Genomic DNA, 20,023 nt, shown 5'->3' on the forward strand with positions numbered 1-20,023 from the left:
GCATTGACTGTGGCGCTCACGTGCCGATTTTACGGCGCGGAATCCTCAGCAAACTCCGGCGCGCGATCGAGTTCGCGCAGCGACGGCAGCGCGCACGCGATCAGGCCGACAACAATGATGGGCACCGCCAACGTCAAAAACGTCACCCGCAGCCCGGCGGTATCGGCCAGGGGACCGGCCACCAGCAAGCCCAACGGGCCCGCGGCGTACATCAACCCCGTCATCACCCCGACCACTCGGCCGCGCAGCTGGTGCGGGGCCCGGGTCTGCATCACGTAGTTGTAGATCGGCTGAATGGGCCCGTAGACCAAGCCGGTCACCGCGCACAGCACCAGGATCACCGGCAACGGCGGTAGGAACGCGATGCCGACCGACGCGGCACCGAAGGTCAGGGTCGCGATCAGCAAGGCCGTGCGCCGTCGCACGTATTTCGACAGCACGGCATAGCCGAGCGCGCCCACGACACCGCCGACCCCGAGCGCCGCCAACGCCCAGCCCAGCTGCGCGGGTTGCTGACGGTCGCTGAAGTATTTGGGAAACAGCACGCTTTCCATCGGCAGATACAGCGCGGTGACCACCAGGTCGATCAAGCCGAGCGTCCGCAGCACCCGCAGGTTCCAGACAAATCGCAGGCCCTCGGCGACCCCGGACACCAGCCCGTCGGGGCGGGCCGTGTGGTGCGGCTTGCCGGTGCCCTCGAGTCGCAGCGCGCCAATTGCGATGAACGACAACCCAAAACAACCCGCGGTGATCCACATGGTGTTGACGCCGCCGACCGTGGCGATCATCAAACCGCCGATACCCGGGCCCACGATGTACGCGAGGTTGAGAATCGCTTCGTAAACGCTGTTGGTGCGGTCCAGCGACCAGCCGGCGCGGGCGGCGGCCTCGGGCAGCATCGACTGGCGTGCCGTCGTCCCGGCCGGGTCGAAAGCGGCCGAAAAGAATGCCAGCGCGGCCAGCTCGGCGACGTTGATCGCGTTGGCGCCGAATACCCAGGCGATCAGCGGCACCGCCGCCACTGCCGTGCCGGACAGCGAATCGGACACCAACGAAACAAGGCGGCGCCCGAAGAAGTCGACCGCGGTGCCGGCGACCAGCGTGGATCCCACCAGCGGCAGCGTCATGGCTGCGGCGACGATCGACGCGTCGCCGGCGCTGCCCCGGTGCTGCAACGCCAGCCAGGGGAAAGCGACCAATGAAATGCCGGTACCCGCGGTCGCCACCAGCGTGGCGAACAGGATCAGAATTGCCGGACCGCGGCTGGAATGTGTCATAAATATCGCCGGGAGAATCTAACCGCAAAGCTTTCGCGGGAGCCACCGAATTTCGTGGTCACTAGCGGCTGAATGCAGGATGTTCATGTGCTTGTTCATCCGAATACCGGATTGGCATTCGATTCGCCGGTCGAGCCCGGCTCCGGATGGCCCGGCGATCCGGCCACACCGCTCACGCCGCAGGCCGCCGACGCGGCGCGGGTTCGGGCGCTGGCCGGTGCGGTCGGCTCGATTCCGGAATTGGACGCCGCGGTCAGCGTTTGTCGCGCCTGCCCGCGGCTGGTCACCTGGCGTGAGGATGTTGCGGTGGCCAAACGGCGGGCATTTGCCGACCAGCCGTATTGGGGGCGGCCGGTGCCGGGCTGGGGATCGCAGCGGCCGCGAATCTTCATCGTCGGGTTGGCGCCGGCCGCGCACGGCGCCAACCGGACCGGGCGGATGTTCACCGGCGACCGGTCCGGCGACCAGCTGTACGCCGCCCTGTACCGGGCCGGACTGGTGAACCAGCCGATCAGCGTGGATGCCGCAGACGGGTTGCAGACCAAGCAGATTCGGATCTCCGCGCCGGTGCGCTGTGCGCCGCCGGCCAACGCCCCGACCCCGCTCGAGCGGGACACCTGCTGGCCCTGGCTGGAAGCCGAATGGCGGTTGGTGTCCGAGCATGTCCGCACAGTCGTGGCCTTGGGCGGGTTCGGCTGGCAGATCGCGCTGCGGCTGCCGGGCGCTACCGCGTTGCGAGGAACGCCCAAGCCGCGGTTCGGCCATGGCGCGGTCGCGGAGTTGCCGTCGGGCGTGCGACTGCTGGGGTGCTACCACCCCAGCCAGCAAAACATGTTCACCGGTAGGCTCACTCCGGCAATGCTTGACGACATCTTTATTGAAGCCAAGAAGCTGGCAGGGATTAAGTGACCGAGGTATTGATTTCCGGGGCCAGCGTCGCCGGTACAACGTTGGCGTATTGGCTTGGACAGCATGGCTATTCGGTGACGGTCGTGGAGACGCACCAAGGGCTGCGCCCGGGCGGGCAGGCGATCGATGTGCGGGGTCCGGCGCTGACGGTGCTGGACCGCATGGGTCTGCTGGCCGCCGCCGCGGACCGCAAGACGGGCATTCGCGGCTCTTCGGTCGTCGACCGCGACGGCAACGAGCTGTCCCGCGACACCGAATCGACGCCCACCGGCGGTCCGATCGACAACCCCGACATCGAGCTGCTGCGCGACGACTTGGTCGAGTTGCTTTACCAGGCAACCCTGCCCGCGACCGAATACCTCTTCAACGACAGCGTCGCCACGGTGGTGAACCGCGGCACCGCCGTCGATGTGACCTTTGAACGTTCGCCCGCGCGCAGCTTCGACCTGCTGATCGGCGCCGACGGCCTGCACTCCAACGTGCGCCGACTGGTTTTCGGCCCCGAGGAGCGGTTCATCAAGCGGCTGGGGACACACGCCGCGATCTTCACCGTGCCCAACTTCCTGGATCTGGACTTCTGGCAGATGTGGCATTACGGGGACGCCACGATGGCCGGGGTCTACAGCGCCCGCAACAACACCGAGGCGCGCGCCATGTTGGGCTTCATGGACACCGAGTTGCGTATCGACTACCGCGACATCGAAGCCCAATTCGCCGAGGTGGAGCAGCGGATGTCCGGCGACGGCTGGGTGCGCCCGCAACTGCTGAAGTTCATGCGCGACGCGCCGGACTTCTACTTCGACGAGATGGCGCAGATCGTGATGGATCACTGGTCGATCGGCCGGGTGGCGCTGGTGGGCGACGCCGCCTACTGTTGCTCGCCGCTGTCGGGCCAGGGGACCAGTGTCGCGCTGCTCGGCGCCTACATCCTGGCCGGCGAGCTCAAGCGAGTCACCCAAGGCAACTGGGTCGACCACGGGGTCGGCTTTACCAACTACTTCAAGCGCTTTCACGGCTACACCGAACGCACCCAATTTCTGGCCACCGACAACATTCCCGGTGGTGCCCCGATATCGCAGGAGCAGTTCGAGGCGGTCGTGAATTCGATAACGCCGAGCAACTACTGACCGGGAACGAACACCGCGCCGAATGCGTTGAGGTCACCGTGCGTCTATCTGTCCTCGATCTCGTCCCGGTCCGCACCGACCAGTCGACCGGCGACGCGCTGGCGGCCACCGTGGCGCTGGCGCAGACCGCCGACCAGCTGGGCTTTACCCGCTACTGGGTCGCCGAACACCACAACATGCCCTCGGTGGGCGCGACCAGCCCGCCGGTGCTGCTCGCCTATCTGGCCGCGCAGACGTCGCGCGTGCGACTGGGATCCGGGGGGGTCATGCTGCCCAACCACGCGCCGCTGGCCGTCGCCGAGCAGTTCGCCCTCTTGGAAGCCGCCGCCCCGGGCCGAATCGACCTGGGCATCGGCCGGGCGCCCGGCTCCGACCCGGTGACGTCCTACGCATTGCGTGGCGCCCGCGACGATCGCGATATCGAGAACTTCCCCGAATACCTCGACGACGTGGCGGCATTGATGAGTGCGCGCGGGGTGCTGGTTCCGCTGCGCTCGGGCGATTACCGCCTCAAGGCCACGCCCGCCGCAGCGAGCGAACCACGGCTATGGCTGCTGGGCTCGTCGATGTACTCGGCGCATTTGGCGGCGGCCAAGGGGCTGCCCTATGTATTCGCACATCACTTCTCCGGCAACGGAACCGAAGAGGCGCTCGAGGTCTACCGCACGCGATTTGTGCCGAGCACGTTGACCGCCGAGCCCGTGACGTTCCTGACGGTGAACGCCGCGGTGGCCGAAACACGGGACGAGGCAACGGCATTGATGCTGCCCAACTTGCAGATGATGGCACGGCTGCGAACCGGGCAGCCGCTGGGCCCGGTCCCGCTGGTGGAGGAAGCCCAAGTGGCGGAACTGACGGCGGCCCAACAGCACATCGTCGACAGCGGGCTAGAGCGCGCCGTCCTCGGTACGGCGGCCGAGGCTGCCGGCCAGTTGCGCGCGCTGGCCGAGCAGTTCGGGGTCGACGAGGTGATGGTGAACCCGGTCGCGTCGGCCCACCGCGGCACCGACCCCGCCACTGCACCGGGGCGGGTAGCGACGCTGGAGCTGCTGGCTAAGGAATTGTTCTAGCGCTCAGTCCGCCACGCCGGCCTGCTCGGACGCTTTCGGATTTTGTTGCGGCACATGGCTGCTGATCCACTCCTCGAGCTCGGCCGGTGGCAATGGCGGAGTGTGCACGAACCCCTGGGTGATGGTGCAGCCGAATCGCTGCAGTGCGCTCAACGTGACCTCGTCTTCGACTCCCTCGGCCACCAGGTCGGCGCCCAAACTGTCCGCCAGCGCCACCGTGGACCGCACGATGGCGACCGATCGAGCGTCCTGAGCCAACCGCGAGACGAATATTCGGTCGAGTTTCAGCTCATCGACCGTGACATCCTGCAAGCGGGCCAGCGACGACCACCCGGTGCCGTAGTCGTCCAGCGAGATGCGAACGCCGAGGCGCTGCAGTTCGGCCACCGTATCGCGGGATCGCACCGAGTCGACCAGGGCGCCTTCGGTGATCTCGACGATCAGGGCTTCCGCGGGCAAGTTGTGAGTCTGCAGTAGCCATCCGATCGTGCCGACCAGTTCTAGGTCAAGCAGATTCGACGTCGCCAGGTTCACCGCGACGGCTGAGGCGACGCCCTCGTCGCGCCAGGGTCCGATCTGTTTGAGGGCGAGCGCGAGTGCCCGATTTGCCACCTTGCGCATCAGCCCGGCGCGTTCCGCGGCGGGCAGAAACTCCTCGGGCTGCAACATTCCGCGGCTGGGGTGGTTCCACCGCAGCAGCGCCTCAACGCTGTGCACACTGCCGTCTGCGTTGATCTTGGGCTGGTAGTACAACGTCGGCTCGTCGCCCTCTAGTAGCGCGGTGCGCAACTCCTCGATGAGGTTGGGCTCGTTTTCGCGATATACATCCAACGTCGCCTCATAGAAGGCGATCCTGCTCAGGGCGGATTTGGCGTTCGGCACAGCCGCCTCGGCGCGACTGAGCAATTCTTGCGGAAGCTCACAATGCTCGGGGCACAACGCAATAGCGACACATGCGTCCACTCCCAGAGTGATCGGACCCAGCTCGAATGGTTCACGCAGGGCCTCGAGCACCAGGCCCGCCTGGGCGCGTGCGCCGGCGAGGTTTGCCCCCTTGGTCAGCAGGATCGCGAATTCGTCGTCACCCACTCGGGCTAGCAGGTCCTCACGTCGGAGGCTGTTCGCAAGCCGATTCGCGATGTGGCACAACAGCTCATCGCTGAGATGGCGATCGATTGAGTCGTTGATCTCGCGAAGCCCGTAGATATTCACCAACAACAGTGCGGTCTGTGACGGTGTCCTGGGTATCGAGTCCGACGCCGCAAACGCAACGCCGGGCAACGCGGTCAGGGCCGTCGCAAGTGACCGCCGGTTGGGCAGCGTGGTCAATTCGTCGGTCATAGCGTGCTGATAACTGTCGGCCTTCATGCTGACATCACGGAAGGTCAACGAGAATCGCACGGCGACCGTGATCAGACTTAACCCGGCCAGAGCCGCGGCGAATCGCGAGTTTTGATCCCAGACGGTAACCACCAGCGCCACCAGCGCGCACGCTACCGGCACGGCGTAGGTGCGAAGTCCGCGTTTCATCGCGGTTGTCACCGATGACCCGGGCGCCCAGCTCGCCAGTGCCAGCAGTAGCGACGATGCGGGCCAGACGGCGTCGAGTGTGGTGCCGACCCGATACGAGCCCGCTGCGGTCTCGAAGAGATAGACCGCGTCTGCGAGGGCAAACCCGATCAAGCCCGCACTAAGTAGAACCCAGCGGAATTCGTTGCGCCAGCCGACTATTGGCAACATGCTCGCGGCCAGCGTCAACAGCACCAGATCGCCCCACGGATAGAGCAGGTCAACCAGCACGGTTTGGGGTGCGCGAGTCGCGGCCGCGTCCAAGGCTCCTGCCCGCAGCGACACGGCCAGCGCGGCCATGGCCAAACCGCACACCAGGGGATCGAGCCGGATCGGTAGCGGTATCGAGAGCATGCGTGCCCGCATCAGCAGCAGCAGCCCGACATAGACAAGCGGATAGAACGCGAGGTACTCCGGGTCGGCCACCGAGGGGGAGTGTCCGTCGGGCACCCGCAGGGCATAGACGACGTCACCGATGGCCGAACACGCCATGCCGGCCGCGATCAGCGACCAGGCCAATCGATCGGCGGCGACGCGGAAAGCGCGTACGGCAATCAGCCCGGCCGCCAACAGGTTCAACCCAGCATACAGCGAGTTGGCGACTGATACGTCTTTGGCATTGAGGCCGGAAATACTCGTCGCGGTGAAAATAATCACGCCAATTGCCAACAGCGCCAATGCAATCCGGATCGGATTCGGTGGCCATCGGAGGTCGTCGTCCGAATCCTGCGCTGGGTCTGGTGTCGTCTTGGCGGATTTTGGCGCGTTCCGCGCGCCGCGTGGCGAGCCGGATGCCCCCGCGGTGGCCGGGTAGCCCGAGGCGGCCGCCGAAATAGGCAGCCATTCCACAAGTTTGGCCGGCAAGTCCGACACCGGCGAGTCGGTCGACCGCGGGAACGTATAGGAGAACGGAATATCGGGCACAAAGCTACGGACGCATTGGCCGCCCTCGCGTTTGGCGGTATACATGGCCAGGTCGGCGTGCCGGAGGAGCTGATCGACGGTGCACGTCGATGCGGCGGTGGCCACCGTGAACCCGATGCTCGGTCGAACCGCGACGGGAACGCCGTCGATCACGATCGGCGCGCTGAACGCCTCGAGCACATCGTGCGCGGCCGCGTCCGTCTCCTCGACTGAACTCTCGAGCAGCACCGCGAATTCGTCACCGCCGAGGCGGGCAATGAAGCCGTCTTCGTGCAGCGCGGCGGTGAGCCGTCCGGCCACCCGGATAAGAAGTTCGTCGCCGGCGGGGTGTCCCAAGCCGTCGTTGACCGCTTTGAAGTTGTCGAGATCGAGGCATAACACCGCGATCGGCGCGCTGTCGCTTTGCCGGGCGGCGATGGCGTCTTCCAGTCGATGCAGGAAATGAGCCCGATTCGCCAGACCGGTCAGGCTGTCCCGAAACGCTTCCCGCGCGACTTCGGCCAACAGGTCCTGGTTCTCGGTGAGCGCAATGAATTGCCGAACGAGCACCGCGCCCACGAGAATTCCCAGCAGGGCGGTCAACACTCCGTGTTGCGCACGGACTATTGCGCCAAATCCGACGACGGTGGCCAGCGACAGCGGCAGGTACGGCAACCACAGCAGGGCGCGCGACAACACCTCGCTGCGCTTCGCTTCGGCGGGGGAGGATTCATTCACACTGGCCAACGCGGCCAGCGCGATCATGCACAAGCCGGCCACTCGGCCCAGGTCACCCAGATCACTGACGTGGTAGCTGCCTATCCCGGTGTCGAACACCATCGTGATGTCGGCAACGCTGATCGTCGCGACTCCGCAGGCCACCAGGCTGCGGCTCGGTCGCTCGCCGGGGCGACCCCGCGACAGCATCAGGATCGCGGTCGTCAAGAGGATGCCGTCGTTGACCACCTGCGCGACCGTCGCGGTCCGCGAGCCCGTGGTGTCGCGCAGCTGCTTTTCCAGGACGAATACCCACGACACGACGAGCAGCGAGGTAACCAGGATCAGCCCGTCGAGCACCACGCGTCGCGAACTGTGTGGAGAGAGGTTGGACAACAGCACCAGAGCCGTCATGGCGCCGAATGGCCACAACAGCAACACAATCTCGGCCGCGGCCGGATGCGCGGCGTGCTCGAGTTGTGGGCGCACGTCGTAGAACGCCCAGATGAGTTCGCCGACCGCCCACCCCAACTGGGCCGTCACCATGGCCAGCCAGCCGAATTTGCGGCGCCCGTCGGCGAAGCGCGCCGCGCGCAGGCCACACGCCGCACCGAAAAGCAGACTCACCGCCAACGCTATTTCGTCGACCGGTCGAGTCGCGTAAACGCCTTCCCAGTCCCGGATGGAGGCGACGATGATCATCACCCCGGCGACGCCGTATCCGGCAACGACGACCCGACCCACGCGTGCGGACAGCCCGAATCGCTGCCACGGGATCCCCGTCCAGCGCTTCATTGCTGCTCCAGCCGATCTGTCCCCCGGCGGTGAACGCATGAAGGCTTCACCACTGCTAGGGCAGAATAAACGTCCCAGGTGCGTTACCTCGTGCTTTTCTGCAGCTTGGTACCGCTAGGCAGGCGTCAGCGCGACGATCGGGATCGGCCGCGACGTCCGGCTCTGGTAGCCGTCGTAGCGGTTGGCGTTGTTCTTGTTGACGATCTTCCACAGCCGCGCGTAGTCGGGGTCGTCCGGACCGATGCTGCGTGCGGTGACTCCGAATCGTTTGGAGCCGAGGTTGATCTCGCACTCCGGACGTTTGCGCAGGTTGTGATACCAGCCGGGGGCGCTGTCGCTACCGCCGTAGGACGCGACGACCAGGTACGAGTCGCCGTCCTTGGCGTAGGTCAGGGTGGAGGAGCGCTGCTGACCGGTCTTGGCGCCGACCGTGTGCAGCAGCAGGCTGTCCGGCATCCCGGGTACGTGGTGGCCGATCCGGCCGTCGGTCTTCCGGTATAGCGAGTCGTGAATACGCAGCAGCGGGGCGAGAAACAGCCGCTCTAGCGTGGTGAGGTTGCTCATGAATTCAGTTCTACTGACTGGCGTCGATGCGTGCCAGCGCGTCGCGCAGGATCTGCCCGGTGGCTTCCCGGTCCGGGTCCCGGCGCAGCAGCATCCCTTTGGCCACCGAGAGCTTGTCGCCGTTGCGGCGGGGCAGCACGTGCAGGTGGATGTGGAACACCGTCTGGAAGGCCGCGCTGCCGTCGTTGATCCCGATGTTCGTCGCGTCGGCCAATTCGGTGGCCCTGGCGGCGCGCGCGATCCGCTGACCGATGGTGATCATCTCGGCCAGCGTCTGCGGCGGGGTATCGGTCAAATCGACGCTGTGCTGCTTCGGGATCACCAGGGTATGGCCGCGCGTGAACGGGCGGATGTCGAGGATCGCCAGGTAGTCGTCGTCTTCGTAGACCCGGATGGCCGGAGCTTCCCCGGCGACGATCGCACAGAACACGCAGGACATGTGGCCACGGTACTGGCTGCCTCGACCCGGGAGTTACGCTGCCGCAGTGGACGCTCGCGATGTCGCATTCGCCGGTGCGGGCGCACTGGCTCGGATGCTCGCCGACGGTGAAGTCAGCGCTGTCGACCTGCTCGAGGTCTACCTGGAACGGATCGCTCGTCTGGACAGCGACCTGCGCTGTTACCGCGTGGTGCTGGCCGACAGCGCCCGCGAGGACGCCTATGCCGCCCAGGAGCTCCTCGATGCCGGCGAGCGGCTGCCGCTGCTGGGCGTGCCGGTCGCGATCAAGGACGACGTCGATGTCGCCGGCGAGGTGACGGCGTGCGGCAGCGGCGGCCACGGTCCGCCGGCGACCTCCGACGCGGAAGCGGTCCGTCGGTTGCGCGCGGCCGGCGCGATCATCATCGGAAAGACCAATGTGCCCGAGCTGATGATCTTTCCGTTCACCGAGTCGCTGACGTTCGGCGCGACCCGCAACCCGTGGAACCTCGGGCGCAGCCCGGGCGGTAGCAGCGGCGGTAGCGGCGCCGCGGTCGCCGCCGGGCTGGCCCCGATGGCGTTGGGATCCGATGGCGGCGGCTCGATTCGGGTCCCGTCGTCCTGGTGTGGCTTGTTCGGTCTGAAGCCGCAGCGCGATCGCGTCTCGCTGGAACCGCACGACAACGCCTGGTACGGCCTCTCCGTCAACGGCCCGATCGCACGCTCGGTGGCCGATGCGGCGCTGTTTCTCGATGCCACCTCGACGATCCCGGGACCCGAGGGCGAGTTCGTCGCCGCCGCGTCGCGTGATCCCGGCAAACTGCGAATTGCGTTGAGCACCAAAATCCCCACATTCCCGCAGCGCGTCGGGCGCGAAGAGCTGGCGGCGGTCGACCAGGCCGGTGCGCTGCTTCGCGATCTCGGGCACGAGGTCATCACCGCCGATCCCGACTATCCGATGGCCCAGCTCTATGCGAACTTCCTGCCGCGCTATCTGCGCGGCATCTGCGACGACGCCGACGCGCAGGCTCATCCGGAACGGCTCGAGGCCCGCACCCGCACGCTGGCGCGGATGGGGTCGTTCTTCTCGGACCGCAGAATGGAAGCCGTGCGGGCCGCCGAGGAAGGCATGAACGCCAAGATTCAGTCGATCTTCGACGATGTCGACGTCGTGATCACGCCTGGCACCGCGAACGGTCCGTCGCGCATCGGTGCGTATCGGCGCCGCGGCGCCGTGTCGACGCTGCTGCTGGTCGCTCAGCAGGTGCCGTACTTCGCGCCGTGGAATGCGACCGGTCAGCCCGCCGCGGTGGTGCCGTGGGACTTCGACGGCGACGGCCTGCCGTTGTCGGTCCAGCTGGTCGGCCGGCCGTTCGACGAGGCGACGCTGCTGTCGCTGTCCGCGCAGATCGAAGCGGCGCGACCGTGGGCGCACCGCCGACCGCCGGTGTCATGACCGGGTTTAATGGCGCCGACCCGGTTCGTCCGGCGGCGCCGTGCTCCCGATCGGCGCGAGCAATTCTCGCCACGCCGCCAGCTTGACGCCCGGCCGCGTGGCATGGGCCGGGCTGCTCGACGGCAGTCGCTGGAACTCGAGCCGCTCGTCGGGCTGCGCCAGCCTGCGGTACATCTCGGCCGCCTTGGCTCCGTTGAAGTAAACCCGGTTGATCCCCGGGTAGTTGGCGAACAACCCGGCAAAATCGTTGACCACCAAGCTTTTCGGATCGATCGCGGAGTCGGCGCTACCGACTCGGCGGCAGCTGCGCAGCACATCCCACAGTGCCACCGCGTGGGATCGCAACGCGGCCAGGCGGGATTCGTACGGCGCGTCCGCGTCGAATCCGAAAAGCTCACCGGCGATGGGCCAGAACGCATTTCGCGGATTGGCGTAGTACTGCTGTGCAACCAGCGACTGGGCACTGGGAAACGAGCCCAGGATCAGCATCCGGGCGCGCTCGTCGACGACGGGCGGGAAACCATGCAGCAGCGGCGGGGTCATCACTGCCATCATCGCCCGTGGGCGTTGTACGTTGGCCACGTGGACGACGAGGTCGATGCGAACATTGACGATCTGCTCGACGGACTCGACGGCGACGCGCGCACGGAACGTGCCGAGTTGGTGGCCTGGCTACTGGAACAGGGCGTCACCACCCAGGAGATTCGAGCCACCAATCCGCCGCTGCTGCTGGCCAGCCGTCGCCTGATCGGCGACGACGGCACCTATGTGTCCGCGCGCGAGATCAGCGACCAATACAACATCGACCTGACGCTGCTGCAGCGCGTGCAGCGGGCGATCGGGCTGGCCCGGGTGGACGATCCGGACGCGGCCGTCCACATGCGCGCCGACGGCGAAGCGGCGGCCTACGCTCAGCGCTTCGTGGAGCTGGGGCTCAACCCCGACCAGGTGGTGCTGGTGGTTCGGGTGCTCGCCGAAGGCCTGTCCCACGCAGCCGAGGTCATGCGCTATGCCGCGCTGGCCGCGATCATGCGCCCGGGGTCCAGCGAGCTGGAGATCGCCAAGGCGTCCCAGGCACTGGTGAGTCAGATTGGGCCGCAGCTCGGCCCGATGATCGAGCAGATGCTGTTCATGCAGCTGCGCCACATGATGGAGACCGAGGCGATCAACGCCGCCGAGCGGGCCGCGGGCAAGCCGTTGCCCGGCGCCCGCGAGGTCACCGTCGCGTTCGCCGACCTGGTCGGGTTCACCCGGCTCGGCGAGGTGGTCTCGCCCGAGGAGCTGAGTCAACTCGCCAGCCGGCTGGCCGGGCTGGCCCGCGACACGACGGCCCCCCCGGTGCGGTTCATCAAGACGATCGGGGACGCGGTGATGTTCGTCAGTCCCGAGCCCGCGCCGCTGCTCGACGTTGTGCTGAAGCTTGTCGAAACCGTCGATACCGACGACGACTTTCCCCGACTGCGAGCGGGGGTGGCCGCCGGGATGGCGGTGAGCCGGGCCGGCGACTGGTTCGGCCGCCCGGTCAACGTCGCGAGCCGGGTCACCGGCGTGGCCCGGCCCGGCACGGTGCTGGTCGCCGATTCGGTGTGGGAGGCCGTCGGCGAAACCCTGGAGTTCTCCGCGTCTTTCGCGGGCGCGCGCCGCCTCAAGGGCGTCAAGAACGAGGTCAAGCTGTTCCGGGTGCGCCGCGGCGACGCCCGCGACAACGACTGAATCCCCTAAACGTTTAGGCAGGCCCGGGCGGCGCTGGGGGGCGTCTGACACGGTCCGACGCGGCCGGCTCCTTCCCCTGTGCCGGCGCTTTGACTCGGCCGCTTCCGGGCCTGCTTCGTCCTCAAAAATACGCCTGTGAGCGGGCCATATCAACGGTTTTCCGGTCCGCAGCCACCCGACTTCCGCGGCCGGATGGCGTTCGCCGCGAGCGAACCACTGTCTATTACATATGTAACGGTGTAATCATGTAATTATGAAATCGCACTCCCACAGTTCAAGGCGGTACGGCCGCCCCGGAGGCTGGCAGCAAGCCCAGCAACCCGATGCCACCGGCGCGGCGGAATGGTTCGCCGGACGCCTGCCCGAAGCCTGGTTCGACGGCGACCCGACGGTCGTCGTCGACCGCGAAGAGATCACCGTCATCGGCAAGCTCGCGGACACGGCGGAAGAGAGCGAGGCGCGCGCCGAGGGCCGGGCCTCCCGCTTCCGCGAGGAGACCCGCTCCGAGCGGATGCGCATCGCCGACGAGGCGCAGGATCGCTACGGCCGCAAGGTTTCCTGGGGCCTCGAGATCGGCGGCGAACGAATCCTGTTCACCCACATCGCAGTTCCGGTGATGACGCGCTTGAAGCAACCGGAACGCCAGGTGCTTGACACGTTGGTGGACGCCGGTGTCGCCAGGTCGCGTGCCGACGCGCTGGCGTGGTCGGTCAAGCTCGTCGGCGAACACACCGAGGAATGGCTGGCCAAGCTACGTGACGCGATGTCGGCGGTCGACGACCTGCGCGCCGAGGGACCAGACCTACCCGCTTAGGCCAATACCGCTGTCCCACTTAGGTATTGGGGCTGCTAGGCGTTGTTCACCTTGTCGACGATCTTTTCGGCGATCTGGCTGGACTGATCGTTGATGTGGTATCCGCAGGCGTTGACGTCGACGATCACGTTGTTCGCCGCGCTCATCGCGTGCTCGCACTGCCAGCCCTCGGCCCCCTCCTGGGTCTGCAGCACGGATATCTTCGGCGAATTGCCTTGGACGGGGGCGAAAGTCCACCGATAGGTCTTGCCCGAATTGTCCACCGTCACCGTCTGGCCGACACACTTCTTCCACTTGTCCAGCGAGCTCTGCAGGAATGCCTTGGCCTTGTCGGCCGTCGGAAACGCGACCACCGCCTGGTTGACCCAGTGGTCGTTGTTGTCCCCGGGCTCGGCGGACACCAGTCCGTAGATACCCGTCCAACCGCTGCCGGCGTATACCGGATCCTGAGTCGTGTAGAGCGCGCCCTCACAATCCGGTATCGACACCGTCATCGACGAAGTGCCCATCGTCGTAATGGGCTTGCCGGGTTGGATGTTCGTCGCGCCCATGATGGTGTTGATATCCGAGGAGCTGAGCAGCAGCGAGTTGAGCCGGGTGGACGCGATCGGTTCCGGTGGCGGCTTGGGATCGGGGATGATCAGCCAAATAGCCACCGCGCTGACCACGACCACGAGCACCACGGCGGCCGCGGCGATGATCGGCCACGGGTTGCGCTTGGGTCTGGGCGGCTGCTGGCCCAGGTTCCACTGGGTGGGGCCGACGGGCTGCGTGTGCGGGTGGGCGCCCGACGGCGGGCCGCCCCAGTTGCCGCTGCTCCCTTGGTAATACTGCGGGCCTGAGACGGGCGGACCCTGGGCGGGGACGGGCCCGCTCTCGGGAGCCCAGGGCCGCGGGCTCGGAGCGTGGTGCGGTGGCACCGGAGTAGAACTCGGTCGCGGATACGGCGTCGGCGCCGGCGGCGGGGGTGTGGTGGGCCGCTGCACGGGCGGCGCGGCCACGGTGCCCGCGATCGTCGGTGGCTGCTCGAGCTTCTCCTTGCCGGGCAGCGTCGCTTCCTGGCTGCGGCGCAGGATGTCCGACGCCTGGTCTTGATCGGGGTTGCTCAGTGCCTCGTGCGCGGCCAGCGCCAGATCGCCCGCGCTGGCGTAGCGGTCCTCGGGCTTCTTGGCCATCCCGCGTGCGATCACCGCGTCGAAAGCCTTGGGGATGCCCGCGCGCACCGCGCTGGGCAGCGGAACCGGATCGCTCATGTGGGCCTTGACCAGCACACCGGCGCTGTCGGCGCGGTACGGCGGGGCTCCGGTCAGGCATTCGTGCAGCACACAGGCCAACGCGTAGATGTCGGCGCGGTAGGTCACCTCGTCGTTGGTGAATCGCTCCGGGGCCATGTATTTCCAGGTGCCGACCGCGGTGCCGAGCTGGGTGAGCTTCTCGTCGGTGGTGGCGCTGGCGATACCGAAGTCGACCAGGTAGGCGAAGTCATCTCGGGTGACCAGGATGTTGGGCGGTTTCACGTCGCGGTGCATGACGCCGGCGGCGTGGGCGGCATCCAGAGCCGACGCGATCTGGGTGATGATCGCGACCGCGCGCGGCGGGGTCAGCGGACCGTACCGTTTGAGCAGGCTGTCCAGGTCGGTGCCCTCGACGAGGCGCATCTCCATGAACATTTTTCCGTCGATCTCGCCGTAGTCGTGGATCGGCACGACGTGCGGTTCCTGCAAACGGCCCGCGGTGCGTGCCTCGCGTTTCATCCGCTCGCGAAAGACGGGGTCCGAGCTGAACTGGTCCGACATCAGCTTGACCGCGACCGTCCACTCTTTGACGGTGTGCTCGGCCTCGTAGACCTCGCCCATCCCGCCCCGGCCCAGCAGCCGTTTCAGGTGGTAGGGCCCAAACGTCGAGCCCTCCCGTGAGGCCTGCCCCTCGCTCATCGCTGATCCTCCAAACCAACCGCAGACCCGCCGACCATATCAACAAAATCCCCGCAGACCCGTCGGTCGCAACGCCCGGCAAGCACCGATGACGGTAGGCGTGGCCCTCGACGACGGCAAACGCCGGCGGACTGCCGTCGGCTCGATCCCGGCCCCCAGATGTGGGTTGCGCTAACGCGGGTTACAGGGAAGGGGAGGTCGATGCTCAGCACCACCGGGACTGGTGGCCAAACACCGGTAGACCAAGCCTCACTTGGCCGCTTTGCGTTGGGGGTCAAGCTGTCTGAGGCGCAGCGCGATCAGGACGATCAACACGATCGCCTGGATGGCGCAGGCAGCCACGGCCATCCACCAAATGCCGGGGTCGTACTCCCACAGCGGGTCTTCGTCGCCGGCCGCGGTGCGGCGCAGATCGTCGAGATCGATGGTCGAGGCGGCCATCGCGTAGGCCCAACGCGACGGCGATAGCCACGCCAGTTGCTCCAGCGGGATGCGGCCCTTCACCCCAAACATGCCGCCGCACAGCACGAGTTCGGCCATGACGACGAGCACCAGGAGCGGCATGCCGCGGTCGGCGTTGCCGATCATCGCCGAAATCAGCAGACCGATCAGCATCGAGACCACGGTGACGGCGACGACCGCCAGCGCCACTTCGACTCTGGGCCAAGGCAGCACGACGGCCTGGTCCGGCGGAGGCAGGCCGGCCACCCCGAGGAAGCCCAGAATCAGCCCTTGCAGGGTGGTCAACGTGGTCAGGACCACCACCTTGGAGGCCAGATAGGCACCGCGCGACAACCCGATGCCGTGCTCGCGTTGATAGATGGCCCGTTCCTTGACGATCTCGCGGATGGAGGCCGCGCAACCCATCAGGGCGCCGCCGATGATCAGCAGCACCAACAATTGCGAGGGCTGGGTGGACTTCGTCTCGATGGCCTTGGTCAGCGACAGCCCGGCCTCGCCGGGGACGGCGTGCGCGAAAAGACTCAGCAGCAGCGGCAGGACCAGAAGCGTCACCGCGTACTGGCGGTCGGCGGCGATGACCGCCAGATACCTACGGCACAGCGTGGCGAACTGGGCGACGGCACTTTGCTGAGCGAGCGGCTTCGCGGGACGGGCGGCCGGTGCCGGGGCCCTCAGCGTGGCGTGCGGCCCGGTCAGGGCTCCATGAATGGGCGATGCGACATAGCGTCCGGTCCAGTCGGTCGTGGTGTCGTGTTCGAGGAGGTTGAACAGATCGGCGAAGTCGTTGCAACCGAAGTAATTCAGAGCCTGTCGCGGCGGACCGAAGTACGCCAGCCGGCCGCCGGGCGCCAGGATGAGGAGCCGGTCGCACAGATTCAGCTGCGCGGTGTTGTGGGTGACCACCACGACGGATCGGCCGTCGTCGGCCAGGGCGCGCAGCGTCTGCATGACGGATTTCTCGTAGCCCGGATCGAGGCCCGAGGTGGGCTCGTCGAGGAACAGCAGGGACGGCTTGGTCAGCAGTTCCAGCGCGACGCTGGTGCGCTTGCGCTGACCGCCCGACAAGCTGTCGATCCGTTGATTGGCATGCGCGGCCAGCCCGAGCTCACTCAGCACCTCGTCGATGCGCTGCTTTCGTTCCCGGGCGGAGACGTCCTGCGGAAAGCGAAGCTGCGCAGCGTAATTCAGCGCTCGTCGCACAGTCAACTGAGTATGCAGGATGTCGTCCTGCGGCACGAAGCCGATCCGGTGCCGCAGCTCGGCGTAGTTCTGGTAGAGATCGCGATTGTCGTATCGGACCTCGCCGCTACCGGCCGGGCGGAATCCGGTCAACGCGCTCAACAACGTGGATTTGCCTGCCCCGCTTGGCCCTACCACCGCCATGAAGCAGCGTTGCGGTAGCGCGAAACTGACGTTGGCCAACAACACCTTGCCCTTGTTGGAGACCACCCGCAGGTTCGACGCCTCGTAGGACACGTCGCCGGTGTCGGTGTATTCGACGAGTTGGTCGCCGGACAGGTGCAGCAGCCGATGGCCGATGCCGACGATGTCGTGGGGCCCGATGATCGCGCGTGCGATCCGGTTGCCGTTGACGTAGGTTCCGTTGGCGCTGTTGCTATCTACGAGCTCCCACTGATTTCCGGAGCGGCGCAACACCGCATGGTGGCGCGAGACCAGCAAGTCGTCGAGCACGACGTCGTTGTCGGTTCCGCGGCCAATCCCGATCGTTACCTGATCCATCGTGTAGACCGCGGTCGGCGGCCGGGCCACCGTGGTCTCGCCGACCGACCCCGTCGTCGGCGCAACGGTTTGCGTCCGAGCGGGGCTAGGCGGCGGGGCGACCGGGCAGAGCTCGAGCGCCTGCCCGGACGACGCCGACCCCAGCACGACGGTGATCGGTTGGGTTATCGGCAGGCTCTCGACTCGCCGCCCGTTGACGAACATTCCGTTGTTGCTGCGGTTGACCAGAACCCAACCCGCGGGCGTCGGCTGCAGCACCGCGTGCTGGCGCGACACCCTCGGGTTCTCCAGCTGGATGTCGGCCTCGTGCGCGCGGCCAATGCTCCAGGACCGGCCACCGGTGGCCTGCCAGGTACGCCCACCCGCCCGCAGCTCCAGCCCGGGAATGGTGGCGACCATGTCGGTCCTGTCGTCCACGCACTGCCTCCGCTGTGTTAGCTAGCCGCCTCGAGAACGGTCCTCACGTCCACCACTTGTATAGCTGATCCAGGGGTTGTCCTCGCGTTATTCCGTCCTCGGGCGCGGTTTGCTGGCAATGCCGTTGGGCTGGTTGATCTTTAGCTGCCGCGGGTCAGCCACCGTATTTGGTCCACCAGGTGTGCAGCTCCTCGATGGTCGGAGGGTCGCCGAAGACATCGCACAGCAGCAGCTTGACCTGGTTGCTCCACACCATGTTGGGGTGGTTGTTGTAGGTGCCGCAGGCGACCACGCCGACGTCGACCTTCGGGTCATTCGGGTGCTGCCAGGTTTCCGGGTTGTTGGTTTCTCCGGGACAGGTCGCCAGCGTCAGGAGCTTGATGTCGGCGTCTGTTGCATTTTTGAGGACACCCGGATTCGGGAAGAGTGCGTAGCGCGCTTTGGACGGGCCGCCCGGGTTGGTGTTCTGGTCGCAGTCGACTACCGCCAGCGCATCCGACCACACGGTGTTGGGTTTCGGAGTGGCCGGTGTGCACACTCCGCTCGGGTAGCCCGGGGGCACCATGGTGAGCAGCTGGCTTTCGACGTCGCCGGCCGGGGTGGTCGTGGTGGTGGTGGTTGTCGACGTCGTGGTCCTCGGCGGGGTCGTGGTGCTGGGAGGGGTGGGGTGCGGCGCGGGGTTTTCGTCGTCCTTCGTGGCGATGTAGACGCCGATCGCCGCGACCACCAGGACCACGACCAGGGCAACCGCTCCGATGACGATCGGCCAGGGGTTGCGTTTGGGCTTGGGCGGGGGTTGCTGTCCCAGCGCCCAGGCCGTGGGGCCGGCTGGCGGGGGTGCGCCCGGCGGCGTTGGACCCCAGTTGCCGCTGGTTCCTTGGTAATACTGCGCGCCGGAGGCGTGCTGGCTCGGAGTCGGGACCTGGCCGCTCTCGGGCGCCCAGGGGCGCGGGCTGGGAGCGTGGTGTGGCGGCACCGGCCCGGAGTTCCGGCCTGGATACGGCGCCGGCGGCGTGCTCAGCGGGGGTGCTGCCGTGGCGGGAGCGGTCGGGGGCGGGTCGCTCTTGATCTCGGCGGCCAGGGTGGCCTCGACGCTGCGGCGCAGGATGTCGTCGGCGTGGTCTTGATCGGGGTTGCTGAGCGCCTCGTGCGCGGCCAGCGCCAGATCACCGGCGCTGGCGTAGCGGTCCTCGGGCTTTTTGGCCATGCCGCGCGCGATCACCGCGTCGAAGGACTTGGGGATGCCCGCGCGCACCGCGCTGGCCAGCGGGATGGCGTCGGTGGTGTGAGCCCGGACCAGCTCGCCCGCGGTGGCCGCGCGATACGGCGGCGTGCCCGTCAGGCATTCGTACAGTACGCAGGCCAATGCGTAAATGTCGGCGCGGTAAGTTACCTCGCCGTTGGAAAACCGTTCGGGCGCCATGTATTTCCAGGTGCCCACCGCGGTGCCGAGCTGGGTGAGCTTCTCGTCGGTGGTGGCGCTGGCGATGCCGAAGTCGACCAGGTAGGCGAAATCGTCGCGGGTGATCAGGATGTTGGGCGGCTTGATGTCGCGGTGCATGACGCCGGCCGCGTGGGCCGCGTCGAGGGCCGAGGCGATTTGAGTGATGATCGCGACCGCGCGCGGTGGGGTCAAGGGGCCGAATCGCTTGAGCAGGTCGTCCAGGTCGATGCCCTCGATGAGGTGCATCTCCATGAACATCTGGCCGTCGATTTCGCCGTAGTCGTGGATGGGTACGACGTGCGGTTCCTGCAAACGGCCCGCGGTGCGCGCCTCGCGCCGCATCCGCTCACGAAAGACGGGGTCCCGGCTGAACTCCGCGGTCATTACCTTGACCGCGACCGTCCATTCTTTGACGGTGTGCTCGGCTTCGTAGACCTCGCCCATCCCACCACGGCCCAGCAGCCGCTTGAGGCGGTAGGGCCCGAACATCGTCCCGACCCGCGAGTTCTGCTCCTCGCTCATCGCTGATCCTCCAAACCGACCGCAGACCCGCCGACGATATCAACAAGTACGCGCAGATCCTCGCTCGTAACCACCGCGACTAGCAACCATCACGGTAGGCCGTGGCGAACTCCAACGCGCGACAAATCGCGAGATCCCCGCGCGGGCGGGTCGCGCACCGATACCGACGGGG

At 67.0% G+C, this 20,023-nt stretch carries 14 protein-coding genes; 6 read left to right on the forward strand and 8 right to left on the reverse strand.

What is annotated here, in order from left to right:
• Positions 1-29 precede the first annotated feature (29 nt).
• Positions 30-1,277, reverse strand: coding sequence for an MFS transporter (locus tag SKC41_RS15155; protein ID WP_330978325.1), 1,248 nt, complete (start codon positions 1,275-1,277; stop codon positions 30-32).
• A gap of 72 nt (positions 1,278-1,349) precedes the next feature.
• Between SKC41_RS15155 and SKC41_RS15160 the strand changes: the two genes are divergently transcribed.
• From SKC41_RS15160 to SKC41_RS15170, 3 genes are read left to right on the forward strand one after another with little or no spacing between them, the layout of a single operon-like run.
• Positions 1,350-2,186, forward strand: coding sequence for a uracil-DNA glycosylase (locus SKC41_RS15160; protein ID WP_330978326.1), 837 nt, complete (start codon positions 1,350-1,352; stop codon positions 2,184-2,186).
• Positions 2,183-3,313: an FAD-binding protein gene (locus SKC41_RS15165; protein ID WP_330978327.1), complete on the forward strand. Its 1,131-nt coding sequence runs from the start codon at positions 2,183-2,185 to the stop codon at positions 3,311-3,313. The genes SKC41_RS15160 and SKC41_RS15165 overlap by 4 nt, the downstream gene beginning before the upstream one ends.
• 38 nt (positions 3,314-3,351) lie before the next feature.
• A complete protein-coding gene (locus SKC41_RS15170) occupies positions 3,352-4,383 on the forward strand; it encodes an LLM class flavin-dependent oxidoreductase (RefSeq protein ID WP_330978328.1) in 1,032 nt (343 codons plus the stop codon).
• A 3-nt stretch (positions 4,384-4,386) separates the two neighbouring features.
• Here the strand turns inward: SKC41_RS15170 and SKC41_RS15175 are convergent, their stop codons facing one another.
• The 3 genes from SKC41_RS15175 to SKC41_RS15185 all read right to left on the reverse strand — a co-directional run bounded on the left by SKC41_RS15175 (position 4,387) and on the right by SKC41_RS15185 (position 9,370).
• Positions 4,387-8,367 carry a bifunctional diguanylate cyclase/phosphodiesterase gene (locus tag SKC41_RS15175; protein WP_330978329.1) on the reverse strand — a complete coding sequence of 1,327 codons (3,981 nt, stop codon included), beginning with the start codon at positions 8,365-8,367 and terminating at the stop codon, positions 4,387-4,389.
• A gap of 114 nt (positions 8,368-8,481) precedes the next feature.
• The gene (locus SKC41_RS15180) at positions 8,482-8,931 is read right to left on the reverse strand and encodes a nitroreductase family deazaflavin-dependent oxidoreductase (RefSeq protein WP_330978330.1); all 450 of its coding nucleotides are present in this window, start codon (positions 8,929-8,931) and stop codon (positions 8,482-8,484) included.
• 10 nt (positions 8,932-8,941) lie between these two features.
• Complete coding sequence (locus SKC41_RS15185; RefSeq protein ID WP_330978331.1) at positions 8,942-9,370, reverse strand: HIT family protein; 429 nt, start codon at positions 9,368-9,370, stop codon at positions 8,942-8,944.
• A gap of 46 nt (positions 9,371-9,416) precedes the next feature.
• Between SKC41_RS15185 and SKC41_RS15190 the strand changes: the two genes are divergently transcribed.
• On the forward strand, positions 9,417-10,805 hold the full coding sequence (locus tag SKC41_RS15190) for an amidase (RefSeq protein ID WP_330978332.1): 1,389 nt from the start codon (positions 9,417-9,419) through the stop codon (positions 10,803-10,805).
• Positions 10,806-10,811: 6 nt separating this feature from the next.
• On the opposite strand, the gene SKC41_RS15195 is transcribed toward SKC41_RS15190, so the two are convergent.
• Positions 10,812-11,348 carry a DNA-deoxyinosine glycosylase gene (locus tag SKC41_RS15195; protein ID WP_330978333.1) on the reverse strand — a complete coding sequence of 179 codons (537 nt, stop codon included), beginning with the start codon at positions 11,346-11,348 and terminating at the stop codon, positions 10,812-10,814.
• Here SKC41_RS15195 and SKC41_RS15200 point away from each other — a divergent pair.
• Both SKC41_RS15200 and SKC41_RS15205 read left to right on the forward strand, forming a co-directional pair.
• A complete protein-coding gene (locus tag SKC41_RS15200; RefSeq protein ID WP_330978334.1) occupies positions 11,328-12,518 on the forward strand; it encodes an adenylate/guanylate cyclase domain-containing protein in 1,191 nt (396 codons plus the stop codon). The two genes, SKC41_RS15195 and SKC41_RS15200, sit on opposite strands and share 21 nt — an antisense overlap.
• 253 nt (positions 12,519-12,771) lie before the next feature.
• Positions 12,772-13,332: a hypothetical protein gene (locus SKC41_RS15205; protein WP_330978335.1), complete on the forward strand. Its 561-nt coding sequence runs from the start codon at positions 12,772-12,774 to the stop codon at positions 13,330-13,332.
• 35 nt (positions 13,333-13,367) lie between these two features.
• Here the strand turns inward: SKC41_RS15205 and SKC41_RS15210 are convergent, their stop codons facing one another.
• The 3 genes from SKC41_RS15210 to SKC41_RS15220 form a co-directional block, all read right to left on the reverse strand.
• Entirely contained in the window at positions 13,368-15,266 is a 1,899-nt protein-coding gene (locus tag SKC41_RS15210) for a serine/threonine-protein kinase PknH/PknJ (protein WP_330978336.1), read from the reverse strand.
• Between the two features lie 249 nt (positions 15,267-15,515).
• Positions 15,516-17,867, reverse strand: coding sequence for an FHA domain-containing protein (locus tag SKC41_RS15215; protein WP_330978904.1), 2,352 nt, complete (start codon positions 17,865-17,867; stop codon positions 15,516-15,518).
• 172 nt (positions 17,868-18,039) lie between these two features.
• Positions 18,040-19,851, reverse strand: a complete 1,812-nt coding sequence (locus SKC41_RS15220) for a serine/threonine-protein kinase (protein WP_330978337.1) — start codon at positions 19,849-19,851, stop codon at positions 18,040-18,042.
• Positions 19,852-20,023 lie beyond the last annotated feature (172 nt).

The organism is Mycobacterium sp. 050128, from assembly GCF_036409155.1.
Lineage (GTDB): Bacteria > Actinomycetota > Actinomycetes > Mycobacteriales > Mycobacteriaceae > Mycobacterium.